This window comes from Bradyrhizobium cosmicum (genome assembly GCF_032290525.1).
Classification (GTDB): Bacteria; Pseudomonadota; Alphaproteobacteria; order Rhizobiales; family Xanthobacteraceae; genus Bradyrhizobium; species Bradyrhizobium cosmicum_A.
This window is the reverse complement of the sequence record NZ_JASXTA010000001.1, coordinates 437,037-459,593: the sequence shown is the minus strand read 5'-3', so window position 1 is coordinate 459,593 and position 22,557 is coordinate 437,037. Positions and strand designations below refer to the sequence as shown.

Annotated in this window: 22 protein-coding genes; 5 read left to right on the top strand and 17 right to left on the bottom strand. The window is 64.8% G+C overall.

What is annotated here, in order from left to right; translation table 11 throughout:
• The first annotated feature begins 43 nt into the window (after nucleotides 1-43).
• Nucleotides 44-1,321 (top strand): beta-ketoacyl-ACP synthase, encoded by a 1,278-nt coding sequence (locus tag QSV46_RS02165; RefSeq protein WP_314945561.1) that lies wholly within the window; start codon nucleotides 44-46, stop codon nucleotides 1,319-1,321.
• Nucleotides 1,322-1,329: 8 nt separating this feature from the next.
• On the top strand, nucleotides 1,330-2,262 hold the full coding sequence (locus tag QSV46_RS02160; protein ID WP_314945558.1) for a lipid A biosynthesis lauroyl acyltransferase: 933 nt from the start codon (nucleotides 1,330-1,332) through the stop codon (nucleotides 2,260-2,262).
• 137 nt (nucleotides 2,263-2,399) lie between these two features.
• Here the strand turns inward: QSV46_RS02160 and QSV46_RS02155 are convergent, their stop codons facing one another.
• From QSV46_RS02155 to QSV46_RS02120, 8 genes are all read right to left on the bottom strand, one after another.
• Nucleotides 2,400-3,512 (bottom strand): polyamine ABC transporter substrate-binding protein, encoded by a 1,113-nt coding sequence (locus QSV46_RS02155; RefSeq protein ID WP_314945557.1) that lies wholly within the window; start codon nucleotides 3,510-3,512, stop codon nucleotides 2,400-2,402.
• On the bottom strand, nucleotides 3,509-4,699 hold the full coding sequence (locus QSV46_RS02150) for an aminotransferase (RefSeq protein WP_314945555.1): 1,191 nt from the start codon (nucleotides 4,697-4,699) through the stop codon (nucleotides 3,509-3,511). The genes QSV46_RS02155 and QSV46_RS02150 overlap by 4 nt, the downstream gene beginning before the upstream one ends.
• A gap of 8 nt (nucleotides 4,700-4,707) precedes the next feature.
• The gene (locus QSV46_RS02145; protein WP_314945554.1) at nucleotides 4,708-5,034 is read right to left on the bottom strand and encodes a rhodanese-like domain-containing protein; all 327 of its coding nucleotides are present in this window, start codon (nucleotides 5,032-5,034) and stop codon (nucleotides 4,708-4,710) included.
• Nucleotides 5,035-5,192: 158 nt separating this feature from the next.
• A complete protein-coding gene (locus QSV46_RS02140) occupies nucleotides 5,193-7,121 on the bottom strand; it encodes a potassium transporter Kup (RefSeq protein ID WP_314945552.1) in 1,929 nt (642 codons plus the stop codon).
• A 140-nt stretch (nucleotides 7,122-7,261) separates the two neighbouring features.
• Complete coding sequence (locus QSV46_RS02135; protein WP_314945550.1) at nucleotides 7,262-9,160, bottom strand: potassium transporter Kup; 1,899 nt, start codon at nucleotides 9,158-9,160, stop codon at nucleotides 7,262-7,264.
• A 216-nt stretch (nucleotides 9,161-9,376) separates the two neighbouring features.
• Nucleotides 9,377-10,207, bottom strand: a complete 831-nt coding sequence (locus tag QSV46_RS02130; RefSeq protein ID WP_314945548.1) for a flagellar motor protein MotB — start codon at nucleotides 10,205-10,207, stop codon at nucleotides 9,377-9,379.
• Nucleotides 10,208-10,230: 23 nt separating this feature from the next.
• Nucleotides 10,231-11,004 carry a motility protein A gene (locus QSV46_RS02125; protein WP_314945546.1) on the bottom strand — a complete coding sequence of 258 codons (774 nt, stop codon included), beginning with the start codon at nucleotides 11,002-11,004 and terminating at the stop codon, nucleotides 10,231-10,233.
• Between the two features lie 227 nt (nucleotides 11,005-11,231).
• Nucleotides 11,232-12,056: an SDR family NAD(P)-dependent oxidoreductase gene (locus tag QSV46_RS02120; RefSeq protein WP_314945544.1), complete on the bottom strand. Its 825-nt coding sequence runs from the start codon at nucleotides 12,054-12,056 to the stop codon at nucleotides 11,232-11,234.
• A gap of 99 nt (nucleotides 12,057-12,155) precedes the next feature.
• Between QSV46_RS02120 and QSV46_RS02115 the strand changes: the two genes are divergently transcribed.
• Complete coding sequence (locus QSV46_RS02115) at nucleotides 12,156-12,449, top strand: hypothetical protein (protein WP_314945542.1); 294 nt, start codon at nucleotides 12,156-12,158, stop codon at nucleotides 12,447-12,449.
• A gap of 16 nt (nucleotides 12,450-12,465) precedes the next feature.
• Here the strand turns inward: QSV46_RS02115 and QSV46_RS02110 are convergent, their stop codons facing one another.
• The 4 genes from QSV46_RS02110 to QSV46_RS02095 form a co-directional block, all read right to left on the bottom strand.
• Nucleotides 12,466-13,185 carry an RraA family protein gene (locus QSV46_RS02110; RefSeq protein WP_314945541.1) on the bottom strand — a complete coding sequence of 240 codons (720 nt, stop codon included), beginning with the start codon at nucleotides 13,183-13,185 and terminating at the stop codon, nucleotides 12,466-12,468.
• A gap of 121 nt (nucleotides 13,186-13,306) precedes the next feature.
• Entirely contained in the window at nucleotides 13,307-14,188 is an 882-nt protein-coding gene (locus tag QSV46_RS02105; RefSeq protein WP_314945538.1) for a phosphatidylcholine/phosphatidylserine synthase, read from the bottom strand.
• Between the two features lie 80 nt (nucleotides 14,189-14,268).
• Nucleotides 14,269-14,973 carry a phosphatidylserine decarboxylase gene (locus QSV46_RS02100; RefSeq protein WP_256806929.1) on the bottom strand — a complete coding sequence of 235 codons (705 nt, stop codon included), beginning with the start codon at nucleotides 14,971-14,973 and terminating at the stop codon, nucleotides 14,269-14,271.
• A gap of 80 nt (nucleotides 14,974-15,053) precedes the next feature.
• Nucleotides 15,054-17,012 (bottom strand): ABC transporter ATP-binding protein/permease, encoded by a 1,959-nt coding sequence (locus tag QSV46_RS02095; protein WP_314946467.1) that lies wholly within the window; start codon nucleotides 17,010-17,012, stop codon nucleotides 15,054-15,056.
• 200 nt (nucleotides 17,013-17,212) lie between these two features.
• On the opposite strand from QSV46_RS02095, the gene QSV46_RS02090 reads away from it, so the two are divergent.
• A complete protein-coding gene (locus QSV46_RS02090; RefSeq protein ID WP_314945536.1) occupies nucleotides 17,213-17,818 on the top strand; it encodes a TIGR00730 family Rossman fold protein in 606 nt (201 codons plus the stop codon).
• Here the strand turns inward: QSV46_RS02090 and QSV46_RS02085 are convergent.
• From QSV46_RS02085 to QSV46_RS02065, 5 genes are all read right to left on the bottom strand, one after another.
• Nucleotides 17,815-18,192: a VOC family protein gene (locus QSV46_RS02085; RefSeq protein WP_314945534.1), complete on the bottom strand. Its 378-nt coding sequence runs from the start codon at nucleotides 18,190-18,192 to the stop codon at nucleotides 17,815-17,817. The genes QSV46_RS02090 and QSV46_RS02085 overlap by 4 nt on opposite strands.
• A gap of 110 nt (nucleotides 18,193-18,302) precedes the next feature.
• Nucleotides 18,303-19,901, bottom strand: a complete 1,599-nt coding sequence (gene cimA, locus QSV46_RS02080) for a citramalate synthase (RefSeq protein WP_314945533.1) — start codon at nucleotides 19,899-19,901, stop codon at nucleotides 18,303-18,305.
• Entirely contained in the window at nucleotides 19,898-20,389 is a 492-nt protein-coding gene (locus QSV46_RS02075; protein ID WP_314945532.1) for a GNAT family N-acetyltransferase, read from the bottom strand. The genes cimA and QSV46_RS02075 overlap by 4 nt, the downstream gene beginning before the upstream one ends.
• A gap of 115 nt (nucleotides 20,390-20,504) precedes the next feature.
• Nucleotides 20,505-21,887, bottom strand: coding sequence for a cysteine--tRNA ligase (gene cysS / locus QSV46_RS02070; RefSeq protein WP_314945531.1), 1,383 nt, complete (start codon nucleotides 21,885-21,887; stop codon nucleotides 20,505-20,507).
• Between the two features lie 39 nt (nucleotides 21,888-21,926).
• Nucleotides 21,927-22,223, bottom strand: coding sequence for a hypothetical protein (locus QSV46_RS02065; RefSeq protein WP_314946497.1), 297 nt, complete (start codon nucleotides 22,221-22,223; stop codon nucleotides 21,927-21,929).
• Here QSV46_RS02065 and QSV46_RS02060 point away from each other — a divergent pair.
• Nucleotides 22,183-22,491, top strand: coding sequence for a hypothetical protein (locus QSV46_RS02060; RefSeq protein WP_314945528.1), 309 nt, complete (start codon nucleotides 22,183-22,185; stop codon nucleotides 22,489-22,491). The genes QSV46_RS02065 and QSV46_RS02060 overlap by 41 nt on opposite strands.
• Nucleotides 22,492-22,557: the final 66 nt, after the last annotated feature.

The following is a 22,557-nucleotide window of genomic DNA, read 5'->3' as shown; positions in this document are numbered from 1 at the left end:
GCGCTTTAACTGGATGATGCTTTAGCTTGGTCGGGGGATCGACATGACTGCACCACGCGACAAACTCGGACGTCCCGTCGTCGTCGTCACCGGCATGGGCATCATGACCTCGCTCGGCGCGGGCAAGGCCGACAATTGGGCGAAGCTCGTCGCCGGCGAATCCGGTATCCGCACCATCACGCGCTTTCCGGTCGATGGCCTGAAGACGACGATGGCCGGCACGGTGGATTTCGTCAGCGTCGATCCGTTCTCGTCCACCGGCCTGTCCGAGCGGATGGCTGAGATCGTGACCGAGGAAGCGCTCGAGCAGGCCGGCATCGGCGCCAAGGCTGATTTCCCGGGTCCCCTTTTCCTTGCGGTTGCGCCGGTCGAGGTGGAATGGCCGCAACGCCGCGAGCTCGGCCGCGCGGTCGGCGCGCCCGACTTCACCTATGACGATCTCTTGCGTATCTCCGGCGGCGGCAAGTACAGCGCCTATCATCACCGCTTCATGTTCGGCTCTGTCGCAGCCTACCTTGCCGAGACCTTCGGCACCAAGGGCTCGCCGATCTCGCTGTCGACGGCCTGCGCCTCGGGCGCGACTTCGATCCAGCTCGGCGTGGAGGCGATCCGCCGTGGCGAGACCGATGCGGCGCTATGCGTTGCGACTGACGGCACCGTGAATCCGGAAGCGCTGGTGCGCTTCTCGCTACTGTCGGCACTGTCGACCCAGAACGATCCGCCGCAGGCGGCCTCCCGCCCCTTCTCCAAGAACCGCGACGGCTTCGTCATGGCCGAAGGCGCCGGCGCCCTGGTGCTGGAGAGCTATGAGGCGGCGACCGCCCGCGGCGCAAGAATCCTCGGCGTGATCGCCGGCTGCGGCGAGCTCACCGATTCCTTCCATCGCACCCGCTCCTCGCCCGACGGCAAGCCGATCATCGGCTGCATGAACAAGACGCTGGCCGACGCCGGCATGACGCCGGACCAGATCGACCACATCAACGCCCACGGCACCGCGACGCCCGAGAACGACAAGATGGAATTCAACACGACGTCCGCCGTGTTCGGCGAACTCGCGCAGAAGATCCCGGTCACCTCCAACAAGTCGATGGTCGGCCACACCATCTCGGCCGCCGGCGCGGTCGAGGCGATCTTCTCGCTGCTGACGCTCGAGCATCAGCGCATTCCGCCGACCATCAACTACGAGACTCCGGATCCCACGATCCTGTTCGACGTCGTCGGCAACAAGGCGCGCGACGCACGCGTCACCGCGGTGATGTCGAACTCGTTCGGCTTCGGCGGCCAGAACGCCTCGCTGATCCTCACCCGCGAACCGGCCTGACCGGACGCATGGCGCTGCTTCCTGCGAGCATAAAGGCCCGCGCGCGGGAGGCAGCCAAATCGCTCGGCGGAAGCCTGATCGGGGCCGCCACCGTCGGCATGCTGCGCACCACGCGCTATTTCGATCCGATCAAGACCTCGGATTTCTTCGCGCGCGCGACGAAGCTGATCGGCCCGCGCCTGCGCGAGCACCGCATCGGCCGCGCCAACCTTGCCGCGGCTTTTCCGGAGAAGTCGCCGGACGAGATCGAAAACATCCTGATGGGCGTCTGGGACAATCTCGGCCGCGTCGGCGCCGAATTCGCCCATATGGACCAGGTCTGGGACTATGACCGCGACAATCCGGACAACAGCCGGATCGAACTGTCGCCGCGCAGCATCGAGCTGTTCGACCAGATCCGCGACGACGGCAAGCCGGCGCTGATCTTCGCCGCGCATCTTGCCAACTGGGAATTGCCTGCGCTCGCCGCGGTGGCGCATGAGCTGGATACCGCCATCCTCTATCGCCGGCCGAACATCGCCTCAGCCGATCGCATCATCCAGGAGATGCGGCAGGTCAACATGGGCACGCTGATCCCCGCGGGCCGCGACGCGCCGCTGCGGCTCGCGCAGGCGCTGAAGGACGGCAAGCACGTCGCCATGCTGATCGACCAGTATCTGACCGGCGGCGTCGAGGTCACCTTCTTCGGCCGCAAGACCCGCGCCAACCCGATGCTGGCGCGCCTGCTCCGCCAAGTCGAATGCCCGATCCACGGCGTCCGCATCATCCGCCTGCCCGGCGGCCGCTTCCGCGGCGAGCTGACCGAGGAAGTCAAGCCGGTGCGCGACGCCGACGGCAAGATCGACATCCAGGGCACGACGCAGGCGATCACGAGCGTGGTGGAAAGCTGGGTGCGCGAGCATCCGGAGCAGTGGTTGTGGCTGCACCGCAGGTGGCGGTAGGGACGCAACTCTTTCCGTCATGCCGGGGCTTGTCCCGGCCATCCACGCATCGCCACACGGCACGAAAGACGTGGACGCCCGGGACAAGCCCGGGCATGACGATTGAGCAAGATGCGCGTCCGCTTCCTCTCAGCGTCTCACCGCCCCGTCTTCACCTTCGTCCAAAGCCGGTTGATAACCCGCTGGGTCGCCGGCTCACGCGCCGTGATCACGAACAGCTTTGCGAGCGTCGCCTCGTCCGGATAGATGTTCTTGTCGCCCAGTATCTTCGGATCGACCAGCTTCTGGCTGGCGAGGTTGCCGCTCGCGTAGGACAGAAAGTCCGAGTTCTTGGCGGCGACGTCGGGGCGGTAGAGGTAGTTGATCAGCTCGTAGGCTTCCTTGACGTTCTTCGCGTCGGCGGGGATCGCGAGATTGTCGAAGAACATCTGCGCGCCCTCTTTCGGAATCGCATAGCCGATCTCGATACCGTTTTTGGCCTCGGCCGCCCGCGCGCGGGCCTGCATGATGTCGCCGGACCAGCCGACCACGAAGCAGATCTCGCCGGTGGCGAGCGCGCTGAGATATTCGGACGAGTGGAATTTTCGCACCGACGGGCGAACCTTGGCGACGACGTCAGCGGCCTTCTCGAGGTCCGCCTGCCTGGTCGAGTTCGGATCGAGCCCGAGCCAGCTCAGTGCCGCCGGAAAGATGTCGTCGGCGGAGTCGAGCATGTGGACGCCGCAGTCCTTGAATTTTGCGAGGTTCTCCGGCTTGAAGACGATGTCCCAGCTGTCGATCTTGGCGTCAGGTCCCAGGATCTGCTTCACCTTGGCGACGTTGTAGCCGATGCCGGTCGTGCCCCACATGTAATTGGCGGCGTAGACATTGCCGGGATCGTAGATGGCCAGGCGCTGCGTCACCACCGGCCAAGCATGGCTAAGGTTCGGCAACTTCGCCTTGTCGAGCTTCTGAAAGATGTTGGCCTTGATCTGGCGCTGGAGGAAATAAGCCGTGGGCACCACCACGTCGTAACCGGACTTGCCGGCCATCAGGCGGGTCTCCAGCGTCTCGTTGGCGTCGAAGGTGTCGTAGACCACCTTGATGCCGGTTTCCCTGGTGAAGGTTTCAAGGACATCCGGCGCCATGTAGTTGGACCAGTTGTAGAAATTGACGACCCGCTCCTCGGCCCCGGCGGGGGCGGACAGCAACGTCAGCGTCGCGGCCACCACGAGACCAAGGCGAACCCATGAGCGGCTGACGGTCGTCATCTCAAATCTACCCTCTTGCGCCCGCGTACCGCGTCCGACAGCCGCTCCAGCGCGGTGTCGAGGGTCTCGTCCTTCTTGGCAAAGCAGAAGCGGACCACCGAGGTCACCGGATCCTGCTCGTAGAACGCCGAGACCGGGATCGCCGCCACTTTGTAATCCTTCACGATCCGCCAGCAGAACTCGGTGTCGCTCTCGTTGAGCCCGAGCGGCGACAGGTCGACGGTGAGGAAGTAGGTGCCCTGCGACTTCAAGACGGGGAAGCCCAGGCTTTCGAGGCCCTTGGTCAAACGGTCCCTGCTCCGCGCTAGGTCCTTGCGCATCGACAGGAAGTAGTCGTCGGGCTTGCCGAGGCCGTAGGCGACGGCCGCCTGGAGGTTCGGCGCGGTGGTGAAGGTCAGGAACTGATGCACCTTGGCCGCAACACGCAAGAGCGGCGGCGCGGCGCAGACGAAGCCGATCTTCCAGCCCGTCAGCGAGAAGATCTTGCCGGCCGAGCCGACCTTGATGGTGCGCTCGCGCATGCCGGGGATGGTGATCAGCGGGATGTGCTTGTGCTCGTCGAAGGTAACGTGCTCCCAGACCTCGTCGCAGATCGCGATGACGTCGAACTCCTGGCAGTAGCGCGCGAGCAACTCGAGGTCCTCGCGCGGATAGACCACCGCCGAGGGATTCAAGGGATTGTTGAACAGCACCGCCTTGGTCTTTGAATTAAAGACGCTTTTCAGCATGTCCTCGTTCAGCCGCCAGTGCGGCGGCTCGAGACGGACGAGGCGCGGGATGCCGCCGGCCTGGCGGATGATCGGCAGGTAGGAATCATAGACCGGCTGGAAACAGACCACCTCGTCGCCGGGCTGGACCACCGCGAGGATAGCCGAGGTCAGGGCCTCGGTGCCGCCGGAGGTCACCATCACCTCGCTCATCGGATCGAGCTTGAGGCCGTGCCAATGGCCGTAATGAGTCGCGATCGCCTGGCGCAGCTCCGGCAGGCCCATCATCGACGGATATTGGTTGTAGCCGTTCAGGGAGGCATCGGCCGCGGCGCGGCGGATGTCCTCGGGGCCGGGATCGTCAGGAAAGCCCTGGCCGAGATTGATGGCGGCATTGTCGCGCGCGGCCTGCGACATCGCCTCGAAGATGGTGACGGGAAGGTCGGCGAAGACCTTGTTCAGGGACGAGCTCTTGGACATCGGCCGGATCAGCCGCCGACCTTGCTGGGAAGACCCGCCGCCTTCCATCCCAGCATGCCGCCGGCCAGATGCTTGTCGTAAGGCAGGCCCGCTTCCTGCGCCGCGAGCGAAGCCGTCACCGAGCGCTTGCCCGAGCGGCAGGCGAACACGACCTCCTTGCCGGCGGGATCGGGGATCGCCTTGGGATCGAAGGTCGAGAGCGGCACCACGACGCCGTAAGGATAGGCCTCGGCCTCGGCCTCGTTCGGCTCCCGAACGTCGACGAGCAGATACCGCCCTTCCGCGACACCCTTGGAGACCTCGTCCGGGGTCAGATCCTGCACTTGATTTGCCACATCATCCTCCAACGTCGCGGGCCGCTTCCCGGGGCGATCCCGGCGGGCGGCAACCTCGCCTCTCGGCCAGTGAAAATCAAGCGCTACAAAGGCTTGAGCCGCGCAGCGCAAGCTAAGGCTAAATTGCAGCGACTTGAAGTGCGCTCTGAATCCCGGCCTTAGATCGTCACCTGGGTTCCGACCTCGACCACGCGGCCGCTCGGGATCTGGAAATAGTCGGTGGCGTCGTTGGCGGAGCGGCTGAGCGAGATGAACAGCCGGTCCTGCCAGCGCGGCATGCCGGAATGGGCGGCGGGCTTCAGCGCCCGCCGCGACAGGAAGAACGAGGTCGACATGATGTCGAACTGCCAGCCGAGCTTGCGGGCGATCGCCAGCGCCTTCGGCACGTTGGGCGATTCCATGAAGCCGAACTTCAGCGTCACCTTGGAGAAGGTCGGGGAGATCTGCTCCAGCTTGACGTGCTCGGCCGGATCGATGCGCGGGGTCTGTGCGGTCTCGATGGTGAGAATGACGTTCTTCTCGTGCAGCACCTTGTAGTGTTTCAGACTATGCATCAGCGCGGTCGGCGCGCTGAGCGGGTCCGAGGTCAGGAACACCGCGGTGCCGGGCACCCGCTGCGGCGGCCGCTTCTCCAGCATCGCCACGAGGTCGGCGAGCGGGAATTCGAGCTTGCGCGACTTCTCGAACAGCAGCCGGCTGCCACGCCGCCACGTGTACATCAGGATGATCATGAGCGCGCCGAGCGCCAGCGGCACCCAGCCGCCCTCGAACACCTTGAGGAGATTGGCGGCGAGGAAAGTCAGGTCGAGGAACAGAAACGGCGCGATCAGGGCGGCGGCCGTGAACGGCGACCATTTCCAGATCTTCCAGATCACCACGAAACCCATCATCGCCGTGACCACCATGGTGCCGGTGACGGAGATGCCGTAGGCCGACGCCAGCGCGCTGGACGAGCGGAACAGCAGCACCAGCAGGACCACGGCAACCAGCAGAAGCTGGTTGATACGCGGGATGAAGATCTGGCCCGAATGGGCTTCAGAGGTATGGCGAATTTCAAAGCGGGGCAGCAGACCGAGCTGAATCGCCTGGCGCGTCAGCGAATAGGCGCCGGTGATGACCGCCTGGCTCGCGATGACCGTGGCGGCGGTGGCGAGGACGACCATGCAGCCGCGGAAAAACCCTTGCGGGAAGAGCTGGAAGAACGGGCTGACGATCGCGCCGGGATCGCCGAGGACGAGAGCGCCCTGCCCCAGATAGTTCAGCGCCAGCGACGGCAGCACGATGAACAGCCAGGCGGTCTGGATCGGCCGCTTGCCGAAATGGCCAAGGTCGGCATAGAGCGCCTCGGCGCCGGTGACCGCCAGGAACACCGCACCCAGCGTCACGAAGCCGATGATCCCGTGGTGGAGCATGAACGACACGGCGTAGAGCGGGTTCAGCGCGTACAGCACCTGCGGCTGCTGGATGATCGGATGGATCGCCGCCGCCGCGATCACCGCGAACCAGACGCACATGATCGGGCCGAAAAACGCAGCGACACGGGCGGTGCCGCGCGACTGCACGGCGAACAGGCAGACCAGGATGATCACCGTCAGGGGCACGATGTAGGGCTCGAAGTGCAGCGTGACGTCCTTCATGCCTTCGATGGCCGACAGCACGGAGAGCGCCGGCGTGATCACCGCGTCGCCGTAGAACAGGGCGCCGGAGATGATGCCGAGCAGGACGATTGCGGGAGCTCGGCTGCCGACGGCGCGCTGAGCCAGCGCCATCAGCGCCAGCGTGCCGCCCTCGCCATTGTTGTCGGCGCGGAGCAGGATCACGACGTATTTGAGCGTCACCACGACGATCAGCGCCCACAGGATCAGCGAGAGCACACCAAGCACGGCGGCCGGCGTCGGAAGCCCCTCCGCGCCGGATGCCGCCATCACCGCCTCGCGGAACGCGTAGAGCGGGCTGGTACCGATATCGCCGTAGACAACCCCGATGCTGCCGAGCGTCAGCGCACCGGATCGGGCGGTCCTGTGAGTATCGCCATGCCCATTGGCCGCCGCCGTTTCCGGGGCGGAAATCGCTACGTCACTTGTCATGGGAGAGCCCGATGGCCTCTAAAAATGCTTCACTGCACAACGGCGGAAGAGCGCGCGGCTTATAGGCCTGCGCTGATGGCATAGCCTAGCCCTATTCTGGTCCGCCGCTATGCAAATTTGCATAGCTCTGCCAATTGCGTTCAGATGGTGACCTGCGTGCCGACTTCGACCACCCGTCCGGTGGGAATCTGGAAGTAGTCGGTGGCATCATTGGCGGATCGGCTCAGCGCGATGAAGAGATGGTCCTGCCACAGCGGCATGCCCGACTGGGCCGAGGCCTTCAACGAGCGGCGGGACACGAAGAACGACGTCGACATGATATCGAACTGCCAGCCCTGCTTGCGAGCGATCGCGAGCGCCTTGGGCACGTTCGGCTGCTCCATGTAGCCGAAGCGCAGCCGGACCTTTGAGAACTTGTCGCTGATCTTCTCCATCCGGAATCGCTCCGACAGGTCGACGCGCGGCGTATGCGCGGTCTCGATGGTCAGGACCACGTTGTGCTCGTGCAGCACCTTGTTGTGCTTCAGATTGTGCAACAGCGCGGTGGGTACGAAGGAGGGATCGCTGGTCAGGAACACCGCCGTGCCCTTGACGATGTGTGGCGGCCGCTTCTCCAGGCTGCGGATCAGGTCATCCAGCGGCACCTCGATCCGGCGCGTCTTCTGGATCAGGATTCCCGAGCCCTTCCGCCACGTCCAGATTGTTCCCGCCATGGCGACACCGAACAGCAGCGGCACCCAGGCGCCTTCGAGGAGCTTCAACAAATTGGCGCTGAAGAAGGCCATGTCGACCACGACGAACGGCAAGATCACGACCGCGGCCGTTGCGGCGCGCCAGTTCCATAGTTTCCAGATCACGATGAAGCCCATGATGCCGTCGGCAACCATGGTGGTGGAGACCGCGATGCCGTAGGCCGAGGCAAGATTGCTGGGGGTGCGGAACAACAGTACCAGCAACATCACGCCGATCAGGAGCAGCCGATTGACGCGCGGCAGATAGATCTGACCGGCGTGAGTTTCCGAGGTGAAGCGCACCTCGAAGCGCGGCAGGAGGCCGAGTTGCACAGCCTGATAGACCAGCGAATAGGCGCCGGTGATCACCGCCTGGCTCGCGATCACGGTCGCGGCGGTCGCCAGCCCAACCAGCGGCAGCACGAGGCTCTCCGGCACCATACGGTAGAACGAATGCTCGACCGCGCTGGGATCGGACAGCACCAGTGCGCCCTGTCCGAAATAGTTGATCAGCAGCGCGGGCAGCACGAAGAACATCCAGGCCGACTGGATCGGCTTGCGGCCGAAATGGCCGAGATCGGCATAGAGCGCCTCGCCGCCGGTCACCGCGAGGAATACGGCGCCCAACGTCACCAGGCCGATCGTGCCGTGCGAGAGCAGGAATTGCACCGCGTAATAGGGGTTGATCGCAGCGAGCACCGAGGGATCGTCGGCGATGTGAACGGCGCCCATCACCGCAAGAACGGTAAACCAGACCACCATCACCGGCCCGAAGGCCGAGGCCACCAGCGCCGTCCCCTTGCTCTGCACCGCGAACAGCAACACCAGGATGATGACTGTGAGCGGTACGACATAATGTTCGAAGGCGGGGGTTACGAGCTTCAGGCCTTCGACCGCCGACAACACCGAGATCGCGGGCGTGATCATGGAATCGCCGATGAACATGGAGGCGCCAACCACGCCGAGCGCCATCAGGAACCAGCTCCGCCGCCCGAGTGCGCGCTGGCCCAGTGCCATCAGCGAGAGCGTACCGCCCTCCCCGTTATTGTCGGCGCGCAGCAGCAGCAGGACGTATTTGGCGGTGACGACGACGAAGAGCGCCCAGAGGATCAGCGAGAGCACGCCGAGCACCATGACCCGCGAGACGGGCTCACCATGGGCCGCGCCCCTGACCGCCTCGTGGAATGCGTAGAGCGGCGATGTCCCGATATCGCCGAAGACGACGCCGATGCTCCCAAGCGTGAGGGACCAAAAACCCGAGGTGACCGGCCCTTCCTGGGTCTCGGTCGATGTGATGCTCGCCGTCATGTGAAACTAGAAACGCTTGTTCCCGAGAATTGATCCGGCGCCTTTCGACGTTTCCGGCGCGCCTGTCAATCGGCGCACCACCATAGCAGGCGCCGGGGCCGATGCTGTGACGGCGCAGCAACGGTCGTCGCCGCGCGACGACATGCCTCAGGTAAGATGGTAGAGCAAGTGCCCGATGCCTTCCGTTCCCGTCGGATCGGAACGCTCGCCATCGCTTTACGGCTTCAGGTTCGGCGGCAGCGGCGGATCTTCGCGCATCAGGGTGATGGTCACCCGCCGGTTGGCGGCAAGCGAGGGATCGTCCGGAAACAGCGGCTGGGTGTCCGCCTTGCCGGCGACGGCGAAGATGTGCGAGGCCGGCAGCCCCTCACGCTCGAGGATCTGGCGCACGGCATTGGCGCGGTCGGCCGATAGGTCGAAGCCGCCGTAGTCGCTGCGGGTCGGCACGAATCCGGCAGCGGTATGGCCGGCGATGGAGACGCGGAGCGGCGTGGCCTTGAGCGGAATCGCGAGCTTCTCGATCAGGCGGCGGGTGCGGTCATAGGGCACCCTGGAGCCGTCGGCGAACATCGAGCGGCCGTCCTGGTCGACGATCTCCAGATTGAGGCCCTGCTTGGTCTCCTCGAACATGATGTGCTTGGACATCTCGGTCAGTTCCGGCATGTCCTGCAGCGCCTGGCGCAGCGAGGCCGCCGCAAGCGCGAAGTTGCGATCGACCTTGATCTTCGCGCCGGAGGTCTTGTTGCGGTCCTCCTGGTCCGGGGTCGGCGTGTTGGAGGCGTCCTCGGGCTGGATATGGTCGACGTTCTTCAGGCGCGGACGGGTCGGCAGCCCGTCGGATTCGACGATGCCGGCGTAGCGCGCTTCGCTTTGTACGCCGAAGGCGTCGCGCATCGAGCCGGCGACGATCTTCAGCTTGTTGGCGTCCTGCGTCGAGAACGCGACGAGCATCACGAAGAAGCTCATCATCAGCCCCATGAGATCGGCGAAGGTCACGAACCAGCCGTGACCGCCGCCGTGAGCATCGCCGCGCTTCTTCTTGGCCATCTCTCAAATCCCGGCCGGCGGCCTTAGGCCGGCACCGGCTCGCCCTCGGCGTGACGATGCTTCTCCGGCAGGTAGGCCAGCAGCATTTCGCGCACGAGCGTCGGGCTCTTGGAGTCGCGGATCATCAGGATGCCGTCGATGATCAGCGTGCGGTTGGTCTCCTCGTCGAGCAGCTTGCCGTGCAGCTTGTCGGCGATCGGCAGACAGAACAGGTTGGCGACCAGCGCGCCGTACAGCGTTGCAAGCAGCGCGGTCGCCATGAACGGGCCGAGCTTGGAGGGGTCGGTCATGTTGGCGAACATCTGCACCATGCCGATCAGCGTGCCAATCATGCCGAAGGCCGGGGCGCAGTCGCCGATGGCACGGTAGATCTTGCTGCCCTCGTCGAGGTGCATCAGGAAGTTGTCGCGGTCGCGCTCGAGATTGTCGCGGATGAAGTCGAGATCGTAGCCGTCGGCGACGTAGCGGATGCCCTTGGCCAGGAACGGCTCGTCGGTCTCGACCTTTTCGAGTCCGACCGGGCCCTGCTTGCGGGCGATCTCGGCGATGCGGGCGAGCTCGTCGACGAGGTCGTGGGCCGACAGCCGGCTCATGGTGAAGGCGAACTTGGCGCCGAGGGGGAGGCCATGCAGGAGCGCCGAAAGCGGAAAGCGGATCATGGTGGCGGAGATCGAGCCGCCGAAGATGATGATCATCGCATGTTCGGAGATGAACATGTGGAGATCGCCGCCCATGAAGATCATCAACGTAATGACGATGATGCCCGCAATGAGGCCAACGCTCGTCATGATATCCATGGGAGACTCCAACGCGAACGCAACAACGGCCGTCCTGGCCGGTGGCGCAGTTCAACCCCGAACCGCATCGAAAACCCTAATGGGCCGCGATTAAAGACGCGTAAAGGTTAAGTTGAGCCGGCGCGCCGGATCGGTGCAATACACTGAAGGCGTGGCGGCTTGGCCGCCAGCCGGCAGGAATCTCAACACTTCGCTAACCATAATCGAGCCACGCCCGGGACGACCGCCTACAACAACCGTCCCGTCAGCTCGAGGCTGAGCGCGCGCAGGTGCCGGCGCGCATCGGCATCGTAGGCCTGCGGATTGGCGCGTGCCTCGTTCATGCCGTTGAAGAACCGGCCGCTCTTGTCGGCGACATCGTTGCCCTCGATGAGGTGCAGGATCGCCGCGCCGCCCTGCTCCACCGTCGAGATCGGCGTGATGCCGCCGGCCCGCACCATCGTGGTGTTCATGTAGGTCGCGGGATGCAGCGCGTTGACCGTGACACCGGCGCTTTTCAGTTCGTCCGCAAGGTCGATGGTGAACATGATTTGCGCGAGCTTGCTCTGCGCATAGGCGCGCGAACCGCTGTAGCCCTCCGTGATCATGACGTCGTCGAAATCGATCGGATGCTGGCCCAGCGAAGCGACGTTGACGATGCGCGACGGTGCCGCTGCCTTCAGCAGCGGCAGCAACAGATGGGCAAGCAGGAAGCCCGAGAGATAGTTGACTGCAAACCGCAGCTCGTGGCCGTCCGCACTGACCTGCCGCTGCGGTCCGTCGTTCTGGGAGCCGATGCCGGCGTTGCTGACGAAGACGTCGAGACGCTGGTGATCGCGCATGACGGATTCGGCGAGCGCGCGTGTGCCTGACATCGACGACAGATCGGCCTGATAGAAGGTCGGCGCGACACCGCCGGTCTTCACAATCTCGTCGGTCAGCGCCTTCGCGCGCGCTGCGTCGCGGCCATGGATCAGAACCTTCGCACCTGCTTCGGCCAGTCGGCGCGCGACGTAGCGGCCGACACCGTCGGTGGAACCGGTGATCAAAACCGTCTTGCCATTCATCTTCATCGTGCGTCCTCCGACTGCGGCCCTGGGTCACATCCGCGGTGAGAAATCATGCGTTATTCTACAGCTCTGCGGCAGGCTCCATCGCAGGAGCGACTTGCAATGTTGACGCTGTTCAGTCTTCTCACCGCGCTGCCAGCGGTGCTGGCGCTCCATCTGCTCGAGCCGGAGCTGGTTCTGCCGGTATTCAGCCTCCTGCTTTTTGCCGAGGCCGCCTTTGCCGTGATCGCGGCGCGCCTGATTCACGTTTCCGAAGACGCGGACCACATCACCCTGTGGGATCTTGCCGGCGGCTTCACGCTGATCGGATGCGCCGCCGCAGTCTTCGGCGAGCCGGATCAGGCCGCCCTATTCCTGACGGAGCAAGGCGGCCCGCGGCCGTCGTCGCGGCCGTAGATCGTTCAGTCGTGCGTTAGTGGATTTCCGCCGAGCGCTTCAGCGCGGCCTTCAGCTTCTCCAGCGAGAAGTCGGGGCTGCGGGCGATCTCGAGGATCGGCGTCTCGCGGCGGCCGCAGAGCTCGGCGGCTTCCGGCAGCTTGGCCGCGATGTCGAGCGGAATCACGATGGCGCCGTGCTGGTCGGCATGGATGAGGTCGTCGGATTTCACGGTCATGCCGGCGACGCGCACCTCGCCACCGAAGCTTTCCGCATGCACCCAGGCATGCGACGGGCCGATCGAGCCGGCCAGCGCCTGGAAGCCGGGAGCCCATTGCGGGATGTCGCGGATCGAGCCGTCGGTGATGACGCCGAGGCAGCCGAGCGCCTTGTGCACGTTGCTCTGCACCTCGCCCCAGAACGCGCCGTAGCCGACATCGGGGCCGTCGATGTCCTGGATCACCGAGATGCGCGGGCCAAAGCCGGTGCCGACATATTCGTAATAGTCGATGCGGCGTCTGGACTGCTCCTCCGCCGGAAGCGAGGACTTCAGCACCGAGCGGATCGCGACCGTACGGGCATAGCCGACGATCGGCGGCAGGTCGGGGAACGGGCAGACCAGTTGCTTGGTGGTGTAGCCGATCAGCCGGCGCTCGGGCGCCACAATCTCCATGCCGTTGCAGATCGTCGGGGTGTCATAGCGGCCCAGCGCTTCGAGGACGGAAGCGGGCAGCGGCCCGGTCGCGGTATCAGTCACGGCGTTCTCTCCCAGATTGGCGGCCGCTGTTGGCGCGGTGCCGCCGACACTGGGCGATATAGCCGAGATCGGGTCTCAACCCAACTCGGACGCCCTCATGGCAGATATCCGCTGGAAACGCTCAGTGCAGCCGTCCGGGCCGGTCGTCGTCCTGCGGCGGCTCCGACAGGTTTGCCTGCGTCGGCGCCGAAGGCGGCGAGACGATCTCGCCTCCCGACGGCGCGGAGGCTTCCATCGCGCGCGCCTGGTCGCGATAGGATTTGTAGCCAAGCGGCAGGGCGAGCAGATACAGCACCGTGCCGATCGACAGCACGTGCCAGGGATAGGCGATCAGCAGCGCGATGAAGACGATCACCGCGACGAACGCCGGCAGCACCAGCTCGGGCGGCACGCGCATGCGCTTGGTCTTGCCGGAGAACACCGGCAGGCGCGACACCATCAGGAAGGCGATCAGCAGCGTATAGGCCGCCGTTACCGCCGCGGGCAGCCGGCCGAGTTCGAGGAAGGCGATATAGATCGGCAGCAGCACCGTGATCGCGCCGGCCGGCGCCGGCACGCCGGTGAAGAAATTGGCGGCGAAGGCCGGCTTGTTCGGATCGTCCATGGTGGCGTTGAAACGCGCCAAACGGAGGCCCCCGGAGATCGCGAACACCATGGCGGCGATCCAGCCGGCATTGCCGAGTTCGTGCAATTGCCAGAAATACAGCATCAGGCCGGGCGCGACGCCGAAATTGACGAAGTCGGCCAAGCTGTCGAGCTCCGCGCCGAATTTCGACTGGCCCTTGATCATGCGCGCGATGCGGCCGTCGATGCCGTCGAGCGCGGCTGCGAACACGATGGCGTAGACCGCGAGCGACATCCGCCCCTCGATCGACAGCCGGATCGAGGTCAGGCCGGCGCAGATCGCCAGCAGCGTGATGACGTTGGGCACCAGCATGCGCACCGGGATCGGGCGGAACCGCCGGCGGCGAACGTCAGGGTCTTTAAACTCATAGGGCGTCATGGCTTACCTCAAGCGAGATATAGCAAGCCGCGTTCCGCTCCGCCATTGCGGCGGAAGGCCCTCATGCACCGACCTAATGGTTAATTGGCGCGGTAGGCGCGGCTCGGGTCGTCCCCGGCGAGATCGGCCAAAATCGTCTCGCCGGCGATCGCGGTCTGCCCTTCCGACACCAGCGCCTTCGTGCCCAGCGGCAGGTAGACGTCGAGCCGCGAACCGAAGCGGATCAGGCCGAAGCGCTCGCCGGCGCCGATGGCCTGCCCTTCCTTGACGAAGCAGACGATGCGCTTGGCGACGAGCCCTGCGATCTGGATCACGCCGATCCGCGCCGTCGGCGTCGTGATCACCAGCGAGTTGCGCTCGTTGTCCTCGCTCGCCTTGTCGAGCTCGGCATTGATGAACAGGCCGGGCCGGTAGGCGATGCGGTCCACCCTGCCCGCGATCGGGCTGCGGTTCACATGGCAGTTGAACACGCTCATGAACACCGAGATGCGCGGCAGCGGCCGGTCGCCGAGCCCGAGTTCGGCCGGCGGCAGCGCCATGGTGATCATCGAGACGCGGCCGTCGGCCGGCGATACCACAAGGCCCTCGCGCACCGGCGTCACACGGACGGGGTCGCGGAAGAACAGGGCGCACCACACGGTCAGGATCGTGCCGATCCACCCCAGCGGCGACCACAGCCAGAACAGGATCAGGCTTGCCAGCGCAAAGCCGCCGATGAAGGGATAGCCCTCCTTGTGGATCGGCGGGATCTGACGCTGGATCGAATCGAGAATGGACATCGCTATCTGCCGCTCAGGGTTGTTGGCACGCGGGTCGTCCCCGCGCGGTGGAGTTGTTTAGGCCAGAGTTGGGACCGGAGACAAGGTCACTCCGCGGCCGCGGGCGTCGTCAGGATGTCATCGACCGGCGGCGGCTCCCGGTTGGGCGCCTCTTCGCTGTCGGCCATTTTGGCCAGTTTCTCGCGCGCTTCCTCGGCCTCGCGCTGCCTGTTCCACATGCTGGCATAGAGGCCGCCCTGGGCGAGCAGCTTGGCGTGGGTGCCGCGCTCGGCGATCCGGCCCTGATCCAGCACGATGATCTCGTCGGCACCGACGATGGTCGAGAGCCGGTGAGCAATCACCAGCGAGGTGCGATTCTTCGCCACGCGGTCGAGCGAGCCCTGGATCTCGTGCTCGGTGTGGGTGTCGAGTGCCGAGGTCGCCTCGTCCAGCACCAGGATCGGCGGCGCCTTCAGCACGGTGCGCGCGATGGCGACGCGCTGCTTCTCGCCGCCCGACAGCTTCAGGCCGCGTTCGCCGACCTGGGTCTCGTAGCCCATCGGCGCCATCCGGATGAAATGGTCGATCTGCGCCAGCCGTGCCGCCTCCTCAACCTCGGCGTCGCTGGCGTCCCAGCGGCCGTAGCGGATGTTGTAGCGGATGGTGTCGTTGAACAGCACGGTATCCTGCGGCACCATGCCGATCGAGGCGCGCAAGCTGGCTTGCGTGACCTCACGGATGTCCTGGCCGTCGATCAGGATCCTGCCGCCGGAGATGTCGTAAAGGCGGAACAGAAGGCGCGAGATGGTCGACTTGCCGGCGCCAGAGGGGCCGACGATCGCGACCGTCTTGCCGGCCGGCACCTCGAAGCTGATGCCTTTGAGGATCGGGCGCGCCGGCTCATAGGCAAAGCGCACGTCCTCGAAGCGCACTGCGCCGGCGGAGACGGCCAGCGGCTGCGCACCGAGCGCGTCCTTGATCTCGGCCTCGCGCCCCAGCACGCCAAACATCTTCTCGATGTCGATGATCGCCTGCTTGATCTCGCGATAGACCATGCCCATGAAATTCAGCGGCTGGTAGAGCTGGATCATCATGGCGTTGACCAGCACGAAATCGCCGACCGTGTTGGTGCCGTTGCGCACCCCGATCGCGCACATCAGCATGGTCGCGGTCAGCCCCATCGTGAAGATCACGGCCTGGCCGGTGTTGAGCACGGCGAGCGAGGTATAGGCTTGGATACTCGACTCCTCGTAGCGCGCGACCGACCGGTCGTAGCGCTGCGCCTCGCGCGCCTCGGCGCTGAAATATTTGACGGTCTCGTAGTTGAGCAGAGAGTCGATCGCCTTGGTGTTCGCCTCGGTGTCGGAATCGTTCATCTTGCGGCGGATGCCGATCCGCCACTCGGTCGCGATGTAGGTGTAGTACATGTAGACCGCGACCGTGATCAGGGTCGCGACCACGTAGCGCCAGTCGAATTGCCAGAGCAGCACCGCCATCAGCAGCGAGACCTCGACGATGGTCGGGATCAGCTGCAGGATCACCATGCGCACGATGACCTCGATGCCTTCGCGGCCGCGCTCGAGCACGCGCGTCAGGCCGCCGGTCTTGCGCTCGAGGTGAAAGCGCAGCGACATCTCATGCATGTGGACGAAGGTGATGGTGGCAAGCTTGCGCACCGCATGCATGGCGACGCGGGCGAAGATGCCGTCGCGCCATTGCGTCAGCACCGCCATCACGATGCGCATCACGCCGTAGCTCGCGGTAAGCAGCAGCGGCGAGGCGATCACCCAGAGCTGCCAGTTGTCGGCCTGCACCGGCGCGGTGTTGGCGCCGGTCAGCGCATCCGTCGCCCATTTGAAGCTGAACGGCACCGTCAGCGTGATCAGCTTGGCGGCGAGCAGCAGCACCATCGACCAGACCACCCGCATCTTCAGATCGAAGCGGTCGCCCGGCCAGATATATGGCCACAGATGCGCCAGCGTGCCCATCAGCGTGGCCCCGGCCAGCGGCCCCCCTGCGGGAGGATCAGAAACGTCGGCGCCATCGAACGATTGAGGTTGGTCCATCAAGAAGCCTGAAAGCCCGCCGGATGCGGGCAGCGTCACGATTTGCGATTTTCGCCCGTCATATAAAGCCTTCCGCATGCCAGCGCACCCCGCCAGATGGCGAATCTTGATTGTTCGTCGCCATTTACCGGTAGATTTCCGGGTGAGCCGAATCACCGATTGGGCTTGACGCCCTTTCGCTGCAATGCATCATGACACCAATGAGCACCATCAAAACCGTCTGCGTCTATTGCGGCTCCGGCCCCGGAACCAATCCCCGCTTCACCGAAGGCGCCCAAGCGTTCGGCAAGGCCCTCGCCGAGAACAACATCCGCCTCGTCTATGGCGGCGGCTCGCTTGGCCTGATGGGCGCGGTCGCGACCTCCGTGCTCGATCACGGCGGCACCGTCACCGGCATCATCCCCGACTTCCTGCGGCTGCGCGAGAACGCGCTGACGCGCGTGCAGGAGATGATCGTCACCCCCGACATGCACGAGCGCAAGCGGCTGATGTTCGAACGCTCCGACGCCTTCGTCGCACTGCCGGGCGGCGTCGGCACGCTGGAAGAGCTGGTCGAGCAATTGACCTGGAAGCAGCTCGGCCGTCACGCCAAGCCGGTGCTGCTCGCCAACATCGACAATTTCTGGGAGCCGCTGTTCTCGCTGCTGTCGCACATGCGCCAGACCGAATTCATCCGCGCCGGCCTTTCGGTCGACATCATCAAGGCCGATCGAGTCGAGGAAATCCTGCCGAAGCTGAAGTCAGCCGTGGCACAGCTCGCCGACGCGGAAAAGCAGATGTCGCCGGAAGTGGCGCGCAAGCTTTAATCAGCCGGGAACGTCACCGCCTCGATCCGGTTGCCGTCGGGATCGACGACGAAGGCTGCGTAATAACGCACGCGGTCGTGCGGGCGGATACCCGGCTCGCCGTCCGATACGCCGCCGGCCGCAAGGGCCGCGGCGTGAAACGCATCGACCTCGGTCGTCGTCCTCGCCCGCAGGCAGATGTGCACACCGCTCTCCGGCGCCACAGCCGGCATGCCCTCGCGCAGATTGATCCAGAACTCCGGATAGGTCTTGCCGAAGCCGACCGTCCGCGGCCGCGTGACAAGGCGCGTCAGGCCGAGGGCGGTGAGTGTCGCCTCGTAGAATTTTGCCGAGCGGTCGAGATCGCTGACGCCGACGGAGATGTGGTCGATCATGGGTCGCTTTCTCCTCCCGCAGTCATTCCGGGGCACGCAAAGCGTGAACCCGGAATCTCGAGATTCCGGGTTCGGTCCTGTGGACCGCCCCGGAATGACAACGCGAAGCCCTACGCCGGCGCGCCCGACTTCACGAGCTTGTAGATCACCGAATCCATCAGCGCCTGGAACGAGGCGTCGATGATGTTCGGGGACACGCCGACCGTGGTCCAGCGGTCGCCAGTCTCGTCCTCGCTCTCGATCAGGACGCGCGTGACCGCGCCGGTGCCACCGTTGAGGATGCGCACGCGATAGTCGATCAGCGTCAGGCCCTCGATGTATTTCTGGTACTTGCCGAGGTCCTTGCGCAGCGCGACGTCGAGCGCGTTGACCGGGCCGTTGCCTTCGGCGGCCGAGATCAGATGCTCGCCGGCAACGTCGACCTTGACGACCGCGAGCGCCACGGTGACGCGCTCGCCGTGCGAATTATAGCGCTGCTCGACATTGACGTCGAACTGCTCGACCTCGAAATATTGCGGCACCTTGCCGAGCGTGCGGCGCGCCAGCAGGTCGAACGAGGCGTTGGCGGATTCATAGGCGTAGCCCTGCGCCTCGCGCTCCTTCAACTCCTCGACCAGCCGCGTCAGCTTCGGATCGCTTTTCTCATAGGCGATGCCGGCCCGGTCGAGCTCGGCGATGACGTTGGAGCGGCCGGCCTGATCGGACACCAGCACCTTGCGGTGGTTGCCGACCAGCTCCGGCAGGACGTGCTCGTAGGTCTGCGGGTCCTTCAGTACGGCGGAGGCGTGAATGCCGGTCTTGGTGACGAAGGCGCTCTCGCCGACATAGGCCGCATGCCGGTTCGGCACGCGGTTGAGCATGTCGTCGAGCGTGCGCGAGACTTTTACGAGAGTCGCCAGCTTCTCCGCGGTGACGCCGATTTCGAAGCGGTCCGCAAACTGCTTCTTCAATTTCAGCGTCGGGATCAGCGAGCAGAGATTGGCGTTGCCGCAACGCTCGCCGAGGCCGTTCAGCGTGCCCTGGATCTGCCGCGCGCCGGCGCGCACCGCGGCGAGCGAATTCGCCACCGCCTGCTCGGTGTCGTTATGGGCGTGGATGCCGACATGATCACCGGGGATATGCTTGGTCACCTCGGTGACGATGGCCTCGATCTCATCCGGCATGGTGCCGCCATTGGTGTCGCACAGCACCACCCAGCGCGCGCCGGCCTCATAGGCGGCCGTCGCACAGGCGAGCGCGAAGCCCGAATCTTCCTTGTAGCCGTCGAAAAAGTGTTCGCAGTCGAGCATGACCTCGCGGCCGGCGGCCTTGGCAGCCGCAACGCTGTCACGGATGGAGGCGAGGTTCTCCTCCTTCGTCGTCTCCAGCGCGACGCGCACTTGGTAGGCCGAGGACTTCGCCACGAAGCAGATCGCATCGGCTTTCGCTTCAAGCAGCCCGGCCACGCCGGGATCGTTTGAAACCGAGCGCCCTGCCCGCCGCGTCATGCCGAAGGCGGTGAAGCGCGCATGATTAAGCTTCGGCCTGGTCGCGAAAAATTCGGTGTCGGTCGGATTGGCTCCGGGATAGCCGCCCTCGACATAGTCGATGCCGAGATCGTCGAGCATCGCCGCGATGACCTGCTTGTCGGTCAGCGTGAAATCGACGCCGTTGGTCTGCGCGCCATCCCGCAAGGTGGTGTCGAACAGATAGAGACGCTCCTTGCTCATTGCGGTGCTCCGAGCGCCTTCTGCATGGTGGTGTTGGCGAGCCACTCGCCATTGACGGTGACGGTGTTGCGCTGCTTGGCCGTGTAACCGCGCTTGGCGAAAAAGCCCTGCGCGGTGTCGCTGGCATCGACCGTGAGGTCCTTGGCACCGCGGCCGCCCGCGAGCTTTTCCAGCGCATCGATCAGCATCGTGGCGATGCCCTGCCCGGTCATCGCCGGGTGAACGTAGAGCATGCGGATGTGATCGGCGCCGCGCAGCGAGGCGAAGCCGACCGGCGAGCCCTCCAGCGTCGCGATCAGGGTCAGGTCGGCAGCGAGATTTCGGCCGAACTCCTCGTCCTCCGCCGCCGCCATCCAGGCCTCCTGCTGCGCCTCGCTGTAATCGTCGCCGGTCAGTTCCTCGATGCTGGCGGTGAAGATCGCAGCGAGCAACGGCACGTCATCCGCCAGGAACGGCCGCAGGCCGGGCTTTGGCAACGTCTGTCCCATCGTCTTCACCACATCCCATAGAGTTTCAGCGCCAGCGCCACGGCAGCCGCGAGCAGCAGGATCTTCAGCGCGATGTAATAGAGCCAGTGCCGGGGAAAAGGCGTGTCGGGCCGCTTCATCGCACGACCTCCCAGGTGGTCCCGTCCTTGGAGTCCTTGATGGCAACGCCCATCCCGGCGAGCAGATCGCGGATGCGGTCCGACTCTTTGAAGTCCCTGCGGCTGCGGGCCGCCGTCCGCTCCGAGAGCAGGCGCTCGACTTCCTTGGCGTCGACCCCGCTCGCCTGCTGCTTGCGGCCCTCCCACTGCGCCGCGCTCTCGGACAGGAATCCGAGCAGCCGCAAGGAGCCCGCAAGCGCGCTCACATCGCTGTTGCGGAGACCATGCAGCGCCGCGATCGCCAGCGACGTGTTGAGATCGTCGAGCAGCGGCTCGACCACCGATGCAGCCGGCTTGCCGGGCTCGACGTCGGCCGCGACGCGATACCAGTCGTCGAGCGTCTTGGCGCTCTCCTCCAGCGACTTCATGGTCCAGTCGATCGGCGAGCGATAATGCGTCTTCAACATGTTCAGACGCAGCACCTCGCCCGGCCAGTCCGCGAGCAGTTCGTGGATGGTGACGAAGTTGCCGAGGCTCTTCGACATCTTTTCGCTCTCGACCTGGAGGAAGCCGTTGTGCATCCAGTAGTTCGCCATGCGCTCCCGGTGGAAGGCGCAGCAGGTCTGCGCGACCTCGTTCTCGTGATGCGGAAACACGAGATCGATACCGCCGCCATGGATGTCGAAGTGCTCGCCGAGATGTTTCCAGGCCATGGCCGAACATTCGACGTGCCAGCCCGGACGCCCCTGCGCCGCAATGCCGGCCGGTGACGGCCAGGACGGCTCGCCCGGCTTGGACGGTTTCCACAGCACGAAGTCGGTGTTGCCTTTCTTGTAAGGCGCGACGTCGACGCGGGCACCGGCGATCATCTCGTCCAGCGAGCGATTGGACAGCGCGCCGTAACGCGGCAGGCCGGCATTGGCGGCGTTCATCGCCTGCGGTGAGAACAGCACGTGGTCCTCGGCGGCGTAGGCGAAGCCGCCCTTGACCAGTCGTTCGATGATCTCGCGCATCTCGCCGATATGTTCGGTCGCGCGCGGCTCGACGCTCGGCCGAAGCGCGCCGAGCGCATCGACGTCGGCGTGAAACTGCTTGCCTGTCTGCTCGGTGACTTTCCGGATCGCCTCGTTCAGCGGGAGCCCTGGAAAATCCCGCGCGGCGCGGTCGTTGATCTTGTCGTCGACGTCGGTGATGTTGCGGACATATTTCACGTGCGCCTCGCCATAGAGATGGCGCAGCAGCCGAAACAGCACGTCGAACACGATCACCGGCCGCGCATTGCCGATATGGGCAAAGTCGTAGACGGTCGGTCCGCAGACATACATGCGGACGTTGTTGGGATCGAGCGGCACGAAGGTGCGCTTCTCCTTCGTCAGCGTATCGTAAAGGCGCAATTCCATATGGATACCCGTCGGCTGTTGGCCGGGCGTCCAAGGCTCTCAATGGTTTTTGAGAAAAGACGGCTCCAGCCAGCGAATCGCTAGCTCGTAATCTCGCGGCAAATGGCGCAAATGGCGAGGAGACCGTTCATCCGGCGACATATGGGCTATGAGGCCGCCCCGCGTCAAGAGAGCCGCGGAAATGCCGCTATATTTCCGCAAAGCGCAGCCGCGCTGCCTTGATGGTTCATCATCCTTAACCATTTGAGCCCATTCTGGAACTGGCAGTTCCTTCTTTTTTGCCCCCGGTGTTTTCATGCGATCATTGCTTGCGCTCATTTCCTGCGCCGCCATCATTGCGGCATCCAGCGCTCTCGCCGAGACCCGCGTGTTCATCATCCCCAGTCAGGCGGATGGCTATGGCGTCGATCAGTGCCTGGCCAAGGGCGACAAATGCGGCGCGCAGGTCGCACGCAACTACTGCCAGTCACGCGATTTTGCCCAGGCATCAAGCTATCGCCGGGTCGATCCCGACGAAATTACCGGCTCTGTCCCCAAAACCGGCGCAAACTGCTCCCATGGCCATTGCGACGAAGAATATGTCGCAATCACCTGCCAGCGCTGAATTCGCTCGGAACTGGCGGACCTTAGGCCCAATCTTTGGCCCCTGAAACGACGTGACGATGCCGCA